The organism is Hydrogenophaga sp., assembly GCF_026125785.1.
In the GTDB taxonomy this organism is placed as follows: domain Bacteria; phylum Pseudomonadota; class Gammaproteobacteria; order Burkholderiales; family Burkholderiaceae_C; genus Hydrogenophaga.
The window spans coordinates 1-11,628 of sequence record NZ_JAHCKL010000036.1; the positions used below are offsets into that span (position 1 = coordinate 1).

Here is an 11,628-nt window from a genome sequence, read left to right on the forward strand (position 1 = left end):
GCGAGTGGGCGAAGACCTTCAAGGACAAGACCTACGCCACCATCGCCGCCGACTACGTCTGGGGCCGCGACTCGGCCGACTCTTTCGCCAAGGCCGTGAAGGCCCAGGGCAAGGACGTGAAGCTGCAGCTCTGGGCGCCGCTGGGCACCAAGGACTTCTCGCCCTACATCGCGCAGCTCAAGGCCGCCGACGTGGACGCCATCTGGGTGGCCGAGGTGGGCCGCGACGCGATCGCCTTTGTCAAGCAGGCACAGGAGTTCGGCCTGAAGACCAAGATCATCGGCCACTCGCTGCTGATCAACTTCATGATCGACGCCACCGGCAAGGCGCTGGAGGGCACGCAGGGCACCATCACCTACACGCCCGACATCGACAACGCGCGCAACAAGGCGTTCGTGGCGGCCTGGAAGGCCAAGTTCAACCGCCTGCCGACCGACAACGAAGGCCAGGCCTACAACGGTGCCCAGGTCATGTTCGAAGGCGTGAAGCTGGCCAAGAGCGTCAAGCCCGAGGATGTGAGCAAGGCCCTGCGCGGCGCGCAGATCGACTCCATCTACGGCAACGTGACCATGCGCGCGGCCGACAACCAGCTCGTGCTGCCCAACTTCGTGGGGACGGCCAAGGTGGCCGACGGCGTGCTGCGCCCGGTGATCGAGCAGACCTTCCCGGCCAGCATGATGCCCGGCCCGTCGCCGCTGTGCAAAATGTGATGACGGTGTGAAAAAGCCCGCCGGGTCGCACGATCCGGCGGGCTTTTTTCTGCTGTTGCGTGTTCAGCCGTTGACCGGTTCCTCGCGCTCTTCGCCGCCTTCTTCCGGCCCGCGGTCCAGCCGCTCCATGTTGCCCAGCAGCTTGAGCAGGTAGTGCACGGTGTGGGTGAGGTCGCCGAGCGAGAAATCGTCCAGGGCCTGGTCGTAGTAGGCCTGGATCTTGGGCAGGGCCTGCCTGAGCCACACGTGTCGGCCCGACTCGGTCATGCGGATGAGCCGCGAACGTCTGTCGCGCTCATCGGGTTCGACGCGCACACGGCCATCGCGTTCCAGCCGGCCGAGCACCCCCGCGAGGTTCTGCCGGCTCACCATGAGGTAGCGCGCGAGTTCGTTGACGCTCAGGCCGTTCTCGGCCTCAGGCCGTGACAGCGCGCCCAACACCGCCCACTGCTGCGTGGTGAGGCCTTCGCTTTCCACCGCACGTGTTCCTGTTTTATGCAAAAGATTGGCGCATTGGTACAGCCTGAAGAACAGGCGGTTGGCCAGTTCGAGGCGGGCTATTTGCGTGTTTTCAGAGTAATTCGCCATGGGTTCTTGATGAGAAGGTCCGGAGGGGTGTGGCATTATTTTGTCAATATATTGACGCAAACACCACCATGCCAGAACAGTGGCGCGGACGCAAGCGGGCCGCGCCCCAGGTGCTCAGCGCGTGAGCTCGTGCAGGTCCTCGTCCGCGAAGGCACGGACCACCTCGCGGATGCCTTCGAGCGCGGTCGCCACCGCCAGGCGGTAGGCCGCGTCTTCGCGCCAGTAGAGGGTGATGGAGCCTTCGACCGCGAGGTCCAGCGGAATCACCGACAGCAGGTTCATGCGGCGGTAGCGGCCCGCGGGGCGGCGCGAGGTCACGCCGATCATGTCGCTGTTGAGCAGCAGGGTGGTGGTGAGCGTGGCGGCATTGGACTCCACGTAGGCGCGCGGCGGCGCCTGGCCGGCCAGTACCAGCGCCTTGTCGAAAGCGGTGCGCACCGGTGTTCCCTTGGCCCACAGCGCCCAGGGGTAGCGCAGCACGTCGGGCCAGCCGACCTGTTCCAGCTTGAAGATCGGGTGGTCGGTGCGCGCCACCAGATGGATGGGTTCGACGTAGAGCTCTTCGGCCCGGATCTGCGGATCGGGCGCGGCCAGTTCCGAGGGGCCGACCACGATGTCCATCAGGCCCGTGCTCAAGGCCTCGATGAGCTGCTCCGGCTTGGTCTCCAGCAGCCGGATGTGGGCGGTGGGCAGTTTCTCGCGGATGCGCAGCACCGCCATGGGCACCGTGTCCACCGACGATGCGCCTGCAAAGCCGATGGTCACCAGCCCGCTGCCACCTTCGCGCATGCGCAGCATGTCCTCGCGCGCGTTGTCCAGGTGCGCCTCAATGCGCCGCGCGTGGGCCAGCAGAGCCTTGCCCTCGGCGGTTGGCCGAAGGCCGCGCGCGTGGCGCTCGAACAGCGGCATGCCCACATCGGCCTCCAGTTCCTTGAGCCATTTCGACAGGCCGGGCTGGGTGGTGTGCATGGCTTCGGCCGAATGGCTCATGTTGCCGGTCTGCGCCAGGCTCAGCAGCATCTGCAGGTTGCGCAGGCGCAGCCGGTGGGTCCAGTCCATGGCCATGACATCTCCTTGTCGTTATTGCTTGGTGGGCATGGATGATATGAAAAGATCATTCGGAATGACATGGGTGTGCGAGGCATATTTCCGGGCTTCGGTTCGGCAATCTCAAGAGGAGACAAGAGGATGAGCAGCATGGAAGCGGTGGCTCCGCGTTTTCGCGGCCGCGTGGCTTTGGTGACGGGCGGTGCCGCCGGCATGGGCCGTGCGGTGGTGGACCGCCTGGTGCGGGAACAGGCCCGGGTGGCCGTGTGGGACATCAACGCCGCTGCGCTGTCCGACGTGCAGGCAGCCCACGGCGATGCGGTGCAGGCGCAGGCCGTCGACGTCACCGACGATGCCGCCGTGCAGAAAGCGATGGCCGCGCTGCTGGCCCATTTCGATGGGCTCGACATCGTGGTCAATGCGGCCGGCATCATCGGTTCCAACAGCCCGTTCTGGGAGACCTCGCCCGAGCAGTGGGACCGCGTGATGCAGGTGAACCTGCGCGGGCCCTTCCTGGTGACCCGCGCGGCCTGCGCCACCTTGATGCGGCGCGGCTGGGGCCGCGTGGTCAACATCGCCTCCGTCGCGGCCAACGAGGGGCCGAAGAACCTGGGCGCCTACGCGGCTTCCAAGGCCGGACTGGTGGGCCTGACCAAGTCCATGGGCAAAGACCTGGCGGGCACCGGGGTGCTGGTCAACGCGGTGGCGCCGGCCCTGATCGCCACCGACATGCTCAAGCAGCTCACGCCGGAGTACTACGCGGCGGCGATGGCGCGCATTCCACTGGGACGGGCCGGCACGCTCGACGAGGTGGCGGCGCTCGTGACCTGGTTGTGTTCCGAAGAGTGTTCCTTTTCCACCGGCGCGGTCTACGACCTCTCGGGCGGACGCGGTCTGTGAACCTGACCAAGTTCTCGCTGCTCAGGCGCCGCGCGGACCTGGCGCCTGCGGCGTTTGCCGCACATTGGCGCAGCACCCACGTGCGCGTGCTCACCGAACTGGGCGGTCACGCCGAGTACAACCGGCGCTACGTGCAGAACCGGGTGCTGCGAGAGGAGGGTGTGGAGAGCGCGGCCTTCGACGGTGTGGCGCAGATGCTGCCGCGCAGCGAAGAGGTGCTGCAGCGCGGCTTGCAGGAAGACCCGCGCTACCTGCGCCACGTGCGTCCGGACGAATCGCTCTTTCTCGATGTCGAGCGCTGCGTGGTGCTGTACTGCCGCACCGAGGTGCTGCAGCCGCACGATGCCGCGGCTCCCTGGAAGTGGCTGGCCCTGCTCATGCGGGACGAGGCGCGGCCACCCGAGGCCTTTGCCTTGGCCTGGCGTGAAGCGTGCGAGACCCTGCGCTCGGTGGCAGGTGCGCCAGAGGGCCCGTGGTCCACGCTGCGCGGCCTGAGCGTGCACGAGGTGCTGCCCGGGGCCGCGCGCGGCATGGCCGCTGGTGAGCGTGGCGGTGCGGCCCTGGCCTATGGCGCGGTGCTGGAGATGCGCTTTGCCAGCGTGCAAGCCCTGCGCGACGCCCTCGCGGCGCCGGACGCCGGCTCACCGCGCGGCGTCGTGGACCGTTGGGCCGGTGTGGCGCGCTGCCATGGCCTGGCGGTGCACGAAGACCTGATCTACGACCTGGGCTGAGGGCCGTTCGGCCCCGGCCTTCTTTTTTCCCTTTTGCGGAGTCTTTGCATGAACCCATCTTCTTCTTCCGCGCGCCTGCCCGTTGCCGTATTGGGCGCGGGCGCCATAGGCCGCATGCACATCGAACGCATCCTCGCGCACCCGGACGTTTCGCTGGCCGGCATTGCCGACCCCTCGGATGCCGCGCGCGACCTGGCCGCCGCCGCTGGCGTTCCCTGGAGTGCCGACCCGCTGGCCTTGCTGGAGCAGGGGGCCGCCCGCGCCGTCATCGTGGCCACGCCCAATGCGACGCACACGCCCATTGGCCTGGCGTGCATCGCGCGCGGTCTTCCGCTGCTGGTGGAAAAACCGATTGCCGACACGGTGGCCGATGCCCGGCGCCTGGTGGACGCCGCCGAAGCCGCGGGCGTGCCGCTGATGGTGGGCCACCAGCGCCGCCACAACCCCATCCTGCGCCAGGCGCGCGCGCTGCTGCAGCAGGGCCTGCTGGGACGCGCTGTGAGCGCCACCGCCATGGCCACCTGGCTCAAGCCCGACAGCTACTTCGAGATGGCCTGGCGCCGCCAGGCGGGTGGCGGTCCGGTGCTCATCAACATGATCCACGACATCGATCTGCTGCGCTTCCTGCTCGGTGAAGTGGTGTCGGTGCAGGCGCAGACCTCGAACGCCGTGCGCGGCTTCGAGGTGGAGGACACCGCTTCGGCTCTGCTGCGCTTCGAGAGCGGCGCGCTGGCCACACTGACCGTGAGCGATGCCGCCGTGGCGCCCTGGAACTGGGACCTGGCCGCCGGCGAGGCCGCGCACTACGCCAAGCAGGATGTGGATTCCATCTTCATCACCGGTACCGAGGCCTCGCTCACGCTGCCACAGCTCCAGATCGCCCGGTACCGGGGGCAGCGCGGCTGGCACGAGCCGCTGACCCTGGAGCGCACGCCAGTGCACCGGGGCGATCCGTACGTGGAGCAGTTGCGCCACCTGCGCGCGGTGGCCGAGGGGCGCGAGACGCCGGTGTGTTCCGGCCTGGACGGCCTGCGCACCCTGCAGGTCACGCTGGCCGTGCACGAGGCCGCGCGCAGCGGCGGCACCGTGCGCCTGTGAGCACTTCGCCCGCGCGTCAGAGGCGCGCGAGCATGCCGCCGTCGATGGCCAGGGTCTGGCCGTTGATGAAGCTGGCCGCGGGCGAGACCAGGAACAGCACCGTGGGTGCGATGTCCTCCGGGTAGGCCCAGCGTCCGGCCGGCACGGCCTGGCGCAGGTAGTCCTCGAAGCCCTCGCGCTGCTGCAGGCCGACGGTGAAGTCGGTGTGCACGATGCCCGGCGCGATCGCGTTGGCGGTGATGCCTTGCGCGCCGTGCTCGATGGCGACCGCGCGCATGAACGCGGCCATGGCCGCCTTGGCACTGGAGTAGGCGGCGATCAGCGGCATGGTGGCCTGGCCGGAGACGGAGGCTGTGCTGACGATGCGACCGAAGCCGCGCGCGGCCATGCCGGGCAGGAAGGCGCGGGTGCAGTGGAAGGTGCCGTTGACGTGCACCGACATGATCTGCTGCCACTCGGCGCTGCTCATCTCCACCAGCGGCTTGCGGTTCTGGTTGCCGGCGTTGTTGATCAGGATGTCGACGTGCCAGCCGGCCTGCGCCAGCTCGCGTTCGCCCGCCTGCACGGCGGCTTCGTCGGACACGTCGAAGCAGATGGCGCGCGCCTCTATGCCCTCCTGGCCCAGGCTGGCCACGGCCTCGGCGCAGGCTTGCGGACGCAGGTCGTTGATCACGACGCGCGCGCCCGCCTTGCCCAGCGCGCGGGCGATCGCGAAGCCAATGCCTCGCGCCGAGCCGGTGATGAGGGCGGTGCGGCCATCGAGGCCGAAGGTCTGTTGCAGGTAAGCGTTGTCCACGGGTGTGTCTCCTGTTGGTGTCTTGTCAGGCCACGGGGCGGGGCTTGCCGGCGGCGTGCATGGCCACACGGTACCCGAAGGTGAGGGCCGGCCCCAGCGTGGTGCCGGGGCCGGCGTAGGTGCCCATCATGATGGAGGCCATGTCGTTGCCGCATGTGTACAGGCCGGGCAGAGGCGCGCCCTGCGCGTCCAGCACCTGGCCGTCGGCGTTGGCCTGCAGGCCGGTGCTGGTCCCGATCTCGGCCGGCCAGACCGCCAGCGCCACGTAAGGGCCGCTGCCGATCGGGCGCAGGCAGGGGTTGGGCTTCTGGGCCGGGTCGCCATTGAAGCGGTTGAGCTCGGTCTCGCCTTTGCCGAAATCCAGGTCCTTGCCGGCGCTGGCCATCTCGTTGTAGCGGCGCACGGTGGCCGCCAGCGCAGCGGGCGGCAGGCCGACCTTGCCCGCCAGCGCGTCCAGCGTCGGGGCGGTGACGAGGTAGCCCTCGCGCTCGACGCGGCTCAGGTCGGTGGTGCCAGGGTAGACGTTGCCCAGCCCGTAGCGCGCGACGAAAGAGGTCTCGCAGATCAGGTAGGCCGGCAGCGTGGGCGCCGTCTTGTGCGAGGCGTACATGCCCATGACGAAGTCGTGGTAGGAGTCGGCCTCGTTGACGAAGCGCCGGCCGGCCCCGTTGACGGCGATCAGCCCGGGCTTGGCGCGGTCCAGGGAGAGGTGGGGAAACACGCCGTCCGTGCCGCCCGCGCGGCGCGTCACCGACACCGGCGTCCAGAACGCGCCCGGGCCCTGGGTCTCGGGGGCCACGGTGCCGCCCGAGCGCAAGCCCAGTTCAATACCGTCGCCGGTGTTGCTGGGGCAGGCCACGGTGTAGGGCGGCGTGGGGCGCGGCATGAACTGCTGGCGCAGGCGCTTGTGGTGGCCGTAGCCGCCGGTGGCGATGACGACGCCGCGTCGCGCGCGGATGCGCCGCGTCTGGCCGCCGGCCTGCTGCACCACCACGCCGACCACCCGGCCCTGTTCGCGCACCAGGTCCTGCACCACGGTCTCGAAACGCACCGGCACCTGCCGCTGGCGCAGGCTGTAGAAGAGCCGTGCGACAAGCGCATTGCCCATCACCAGCCGCGTGCCGCGCGAGTAGCGCAGGCGGTCCATGACGTACCGCGCGAAGAGCTTGCCCGCGTAGACGAAGTTGCCGACCGACTTGAAGCGGTTGACCAGGCGGGGGATGTCGTCCTTGCCGGCCATCATGCCGCCCAGCACCAGGAACTCCGGAATGGGCGGGCGCACGCGCTCGAAATCGCGGCCCAGCAGGCGGCCATCGAACAGGGCCGGGCTGAGGGCGCGGCCTGTCACCGCAGCGCCGTCCATGTCGCGGTAGTCGGGGTGCTTGCCGCTGGGGACGAACTGCACCGCGCTCTTGCTGCGCAGGTAGTCCACGGCTTCCGGGCCGCTGGTGAAGTAGGCGCTGCGCAGATGCTGGCTGTCGGGTGCGCCGATCAGCGCATCCAGGTAGCGCGCGGCGGCCGCGGCGGTGTCGTCGTAGCCCGCCTCCAGGCTCTGGCGGTTGCCGGGTATCCAGATCGTGCCGGCCGAGGTGGCGGCCGTGCCGCCCACCTGCGCGGACTTTTCGATCACCAGCGGCTGGAGGCCTTCGATGGCCGTGACCAGGGCGGTGGTCATGCCGGCCGCGCCAGCACCGAGCACCACCAGGTCGGCTTCTTCGTCCCAGTTCGTCATCTGTTCTCGTCCTCTCAAAGGGTTTCAGGCGGCCTTCAGCCGCTGCGCAATGGCTTCACCCGCGAGCATGCCAAAGACGCTGGACTTGGACAGCCCGCCCGAATAGCCGGCCGCTTCGCCACCGCCTTCCAGGCCACCGGTGCAGGCGCCCGCTGCGAACAGGCCGTCGATAGGCTGGCGCTGCGTGTCCAGCACACGGCCGGCGGCATCGGTGGCGATGCCGCCCATGGTGTAGGTGATGCCGGCGCAGATCTCCACCGCGTGGAAGGGGCCCTGGCGGACCGGCCAGGCCTTGTAGGGCGCCGTGCTGCGCGGCGGCTGATCGGCCTGTGCGCCGGCCTCGCCGTCGGCCAGGCGGTTGTAGCGCGCCACCGTGTCCTGCAGCGCGGCCGGGTCCAGGTTCAGGCGGGTGGCCAGTTCCGGCAGGGTGTCGGCACTCACCAGATGTCCCCCGGCGCTCAGCAGGTACGGGTTGGCGGGCAGCAACCAGTCACGCCCCGGCCCGTTCCAGATGGCGTCGTCGAACACGATGACCGCCGACAGGGGATCGTCCAACTGGGCGACCGCGTTGGTCACGTAGACGCCGCCCAGCCCTTCGTCGCAGAAGCGGCGTGCCGAGGCATCCACCACCAGCGCGGCGGTGGCCAGCGAGTCCACGACCGGGTAGGGCCAGAGGTCCTGTTCGGTCATGGCGCGGCGGTGCTGCAGATGGCCGTAGAAGCGGTCCATGCCAACCAGCAACGCGCCCGCGGCCTCGGCCATCCGCAGACCGGCGCCCTGGCCGGAACCGGCATTGCGCTGCAGCAGCCGCTCGGGGCGGCGGCAGATGTAGCGGCCGACGAGTTCGGGATTGGCCTGGAAGCCGCCGTCGGCGATCAGCACCGCGCGGGCCTGCAGCGACACGGCATCGCCGCTGGCGGTGCGTGCCAGAACACCCGTGCAGCGACCGCCCTCCATCTGCAGCGACTGTGCGGTGACGCCGCGCCGCAGTTCGCCGCCCCGCTCGCGCAGGCGATCGCCCAGGGTGCGCAGCATCACGTCGCCGCTGCGGCCGCGCCAGTTCAGGCCGGTCTGCCGCACGCCCGGTGGCGAGAGTGCGTTGCGGCGCAGGCCGTCCGGTCCGGCCTTGATGAAGCGCACGCCGAGGGAAGAGAGCCAGCGCAGCGTGCGCCGCGCGTTCTGCGTCAGCGCCTCGGCCAGCGCCGGGTCGGTGGTGCCGCGGGTGGTGCGTTCCAGGTTGGCGCGCACCCAGTCGGGTTCGCCGGCCATGTCGTCCATGGCGATGTGGAACAGGCCACCGGTGTAGCGGCTGTTGCAGAGATAGGCTTCATCGCTGCTCTGTTCGAGCACGGTGACGCGCAAGCCGGCTTCGGCGACCTTGTTGGCGCAGGCCAGCCCGGCGAGCCCGGCGCCGATCACGATCACGTCGGTGGAGGATGTGCTCATGGTGGCGCCGCTGCTCAGTACTTGGGAATCAGGGTGTCGGCAATGATGTGCAGGACCTCGACATAGCTCAGCAGCAGGCCCAGCAGCAGGCCCGAGGCCACCAGGCCGGCGGGCAGCAGCCACAGCGTGCCGTTGGCCAGGCCCAGGCCGCAGGTGCCCAGCAGCACCAGCAGGCTGATGGCGTAGGACAGTCGCTTGCCGTGCGCCACGAGGAACTGCACGACAGGGTAGGTGGGAGGTGTGAAATCGGAAGACATGGCGTGGGTGAAAAGGAAAGGGTATCGGGACGCGTGTTCAGGCGGTCCTTGCGCGCTCGGCGGCGAAGCGCCCCGCGCGCCGTCCCGAGGTCATGGCCCAGCCGATGTGGTGGCCGTGGCCGGCCAGGATGGTGCCGCCCTGGCCGGCGGAGCCGGCCGCGAACAAGCCCGGAATCTGGCGGCCATCGGGCGTGGTGACCTCGTGGCGTGCAGTCACGGCCAGGCCGCCTTCGGTGAAGACGATCCAGCTCATCACAGGGCCGAGAGCATAGAACGGGCCCTGGCGGATCGGCTGGCGTGTGTCACCGCCGGGCAGGCTTTCGTTGTGGCCGTCCACCGCTTTGCGCAGCGCCTCGGCGGGCACACCCATCTGGCGTGCCAGCGCGTCCAGCGTGGGCGCTTCGTGGTAGAGGTCCGGGCGGGTGCGCTGGTAGTCCTTGAGGTAGGCGTAGGCCACGCCCGGCGCCGTGGAGACAAAGTCCGGCCAGCGCTGGAAGCGTTCGCCCACCGCGCCGTCGAACACCAGGAAGGCTTCCTTGTCCGGCTGCTTGGGGACTTCCAGCTCCGGGCGCGCAAGCTCGTCGGCGAAACGCTCGCCGCGCCGGTTCACCAGGATCGCGCCGGCGCGCAGCAACGAGGGCTCGGGCGCGAGCGAGGCGGTCATGAAGCGCGTGACGAAGGGGCGGAACATCCACAGCGGCAGGTTCATCAGGGCGAACTGCATGGGCTTGGTGATCCAGCGCGAAGGCGGCAGGCGGCGAAGCAGCGTTTCCACCGGCGGCGCCTTGAAGCGCATGCTCGGTCCCCACATCACCTCGGGGTTGCGGATCCAGCCGCCCACCTGCTGCGCGATGACGTGGCCATCCCCGGTGCTGGCGGGGTTGATGGCGTCCACGTGCGCCACGTGGGGCACGTTGGTTTTCTTGAGTTCGGTGCCAGCGCTGAAGTCGCCGCTGGCCAGGATCACGCCGCCGCGCGCGCGAAACTCGACCGGGCCCTGGCCCGCGTCGGCCACGATGCCGGCCACGGCGTCACCGTTCATGACCAGGCGCTGCGCGCGCGCGTTCAGGCGGATGTCCACGCCCAGGCGCCGGCACTCTTTTTCCAGGTAGTAGGCGTAGGCGCGCGAATTGGGCAGCACGTTGTGCATGCGCGGCTTCTGGTGCGGAGGCTCGGGCATGGGGCCGTAGAAGCACAGGCCGATGCGGATGAGCCACTCCAGCGTCTCGGGCACGTGGTCGACCAGCACCCGGCGCAGCTCCAGGTTCTCCTTCTGTTGCAGCTCGGGCGAGAGGAACAGGGACATGTCCTCGTAGTGCTCGTCGGGCGTGTCGTGTATGCCCTTGGCTTTCTGAAAGCGGGTGCCGGTGGCGGTGATGGAGCCGACCGACAGGCGCGTGGTACCGCCCAGGTGCGGGTTCTTTTCGAGCAGGATGACCTTGGCGCCGGCTTCGGCGGCTGCGATGGCCGCGGCCATGCCGGAGCCACCACCGCCGACCACGACCACGTCGGCCGACTCGCGCTTCAGAGAGGCAGGAGCTTGTTTCATGTTGTCCGGAGGAATCGGTTGTGGTGGCGGGGAACCCGGTGGTTCCCCGCCGGTTTCATCACATCTTGCAGAGCGGGGAGGGCGGCGGCGTCAGCGAGGCCGGGAAGGTCTGCTCGATCACCGAGCGCATCTGGCCGTTGACCAGCTTGGCGCGGCCCACATAGTTGGGCAGCACGAGCTGGTTGTCGGCGGCGCGCATGGTCACGCTGCCATAGACCGTGTCGAGCTGCGCGCCGCGCAGGGCCTTGCTCACGTCCTCGGGCTTGACGCTCTTGGCCAGCTTCACACCTTCGAACATGACCTGGGCGCCGTTGTAGGCCTGGCCCTCGGTGTCGGTTGGCGGGCGGTTGAACTTGGCCTGCCAGGCCGCCACGAACGCCTTGTTGCGCGGGCTGTCGATGTCCGGTGCGTAACCCAGGTTGCCCGGTGTGCCGTCCAGGGCCTTGCCGGTGCCGTTGATGATGAAGTTCGAGAGCAGGGCGTGGCCGATCAGAGGCGTCTTGGGCAGCAGGTCGAAATCGGTCGCCTGCTTGACGAAGGCGATCGCATCGCGGCCCGGAATCGCCATCCAGATGGCGTCCACGTTGGCGGCCTTGAGCTGCGCGATGTAGGGCGCATAGTCCTTGGTGCCCAGCGGTACATAGAGCGACAGCGGCACCTTCTTGCCCAGCGTCTCCGCGGCCTTCTTGAACGAGCCGCCCGAGTCGCGGCCCCAGACGTAGTCGGCGCCGATCACCGCGAAGTTGTTGCCTTTGATGTTCTTCGCCCACTCGT

At 69.2% G+C, this 11,628-nt stretch carries 12 protein-coding genes; 4 read left to right on the top strand and 8 right to left on the bottom strand.

Annotated elements, in window-relative coordinates; genetic code table 11:
* The coding region (locus KIT53_RS19980; protein WP_297756221.1) for an ABC transporter substrate-binding protein at positions 1-710 on the top strand (710 nt) is incomplete at its 5' end.
* A gap of 63 nt (positions 711-773) precedes the next feature.
* Here KIT53_RS19980 and KIT53_RS19985 read toward each other — a convergent pair.
* Complete coding sequence (locus KIT53_RS19985; RefSeq protein WP_297756223.1) at positions 774-1,298, bottom strand: MarR family transcriptional regulator; 525 nt, start codon at positions 1,296-1,298, stop codon at positions 774-776.
* A gap of 114 nt (positions 1,299-1,412) precedes the next feature.
* Complete coding sequence (locus tag KIT53_RS19990) at positions 1,413-2,357, bottom strand: LysR family transcriptional regulator (protein ID WP_297756237.1); 945 nt, start codon at positions 2,355-2,357, stop codon at positions 1,413-1,415.
* A gap of 129 nt (positions 2,358-2,486) precedes the next feature.
* Between KIT53_RS19990 and KIT53_RS19995 the strand changes: the two genes are divergently transcribed.
* Genes KIT53_RS19995 through KIT53_RS20005 form a run of 3 tightly spaced genes read left to right on the top strand, consistent with a single transcriptional unit; the run spans position 2,487 to position 5,074 of the window.
* Positions 2,487-3,245, top strand: a complete 759-nt coding sequence (locus tag KIT53_RS19995) for an SDR family NAD(P)-dependent oxidoreductase (RefSeq protein WP_297756225.1) — start codon at positions 2,487-2,489, stop codon at positions 3,243-3,245.
* Entirely contained in the window at positions 3,242-3,976 is a 735-nt protein-coding gene (locus KIT53_RS20000; protein ID WP_297756227.1) for an EthD domain-containing protein, read from the top strand. Before KIT53_RS19995 ends, KIT53_RS20000 begins: the two co-directional genes overlap by 4 nt.
* A gap of 48 nt (positions 3,977-4,024) precedes the next feature.
* A complete protein-coding gene (locus KIT53_RS20005; RefSeq protein ID WP_297756228.1) occupies positions 4,025-5,074 on the top strand; it encodes a Gfo/Idh/MocA family oxidoreductase in 1,050 nt (349 codons plus the stop codon).
* Between the two features lie 16 nt (positions 5,075-5,090).
* On the opposite strand, the gene KIT53_RS20010 is transcribed toward KIT53_RS20005, so the two are convergent.
* The 6 genes from KIT53_RS20010 to KIT53_RS20035 all read right to left on the bottom strand — a co-directional run.
* Positions 5,091-5,870, bottom strand: a complete 780-nt coding sequence (locus tag KIT53_RS20010; RefSeq protein WP_297756229.1) for an SDR family NAD(P)-dependent oxidoreductase — start codon at positions 5,868-5,870, stop codon at positions 5,091-5,093.
* 25 nt (positions 5,871-5,895) lie between these two features.
* On the bottom strand, positions 5,896-7,602 hold the full coding sequence (locus KIT53_RS20015; RefSeq protein WP_297756231.1) for an FAD-dependent oxidoreductase: 1,707 nt from the start codon (positions 7,600-7,602) through the stop codon (positions 5,896-5,898).
* Positions 7,603-7,626: 24 nt separating this feature from the next.
* Complete coding sequence (locus tag KIT53_RS20020) at positions 7,627-9,048, bottom strand: FAD-dependent oxidoreductase (RefSeq protein WP_297756232.1); 1,422 nt, start codon at positions 9,046-9,048, stop codon at positions 7,627-7,629.
* A gap of 14 nt (positions 9,049-9,062) precedes the next feature.
* The gene (locus KIT53_RS20025; protein ID WP_297756234.1) at positions 9,063-9,305 is read right to left on the bottom strand and encodes a hypothetical protein; all 243 of its coding nucleotides are present in this window, start codon (positions 9,303-9,305) and stop codon (positions 9,063-9,065) included.
* 37 nt (positions 9,306-9,342) lie between these two features.
* On the bottom strand, positions 9,343-10,854 hold the full coding sequence (locus tag KIT53_RS20030) for an FAD-dependent oxidoreductase (RefSeq protein WP_297756235.1): 1,512 nt from the start codon (positions 10,852-10,854) through the stop codon (positions 9,343-9,345).
* 58 nt (positions 10,855-10,912) lie between these two features.
* The coding region (locus tag KIT53_RS20035; protein ID WP_297756236.1) for an ABC transporter substrate-binding protein at positions 10,913-11,628 on the bottom strand (716 nt) is incomplete at its 5' end.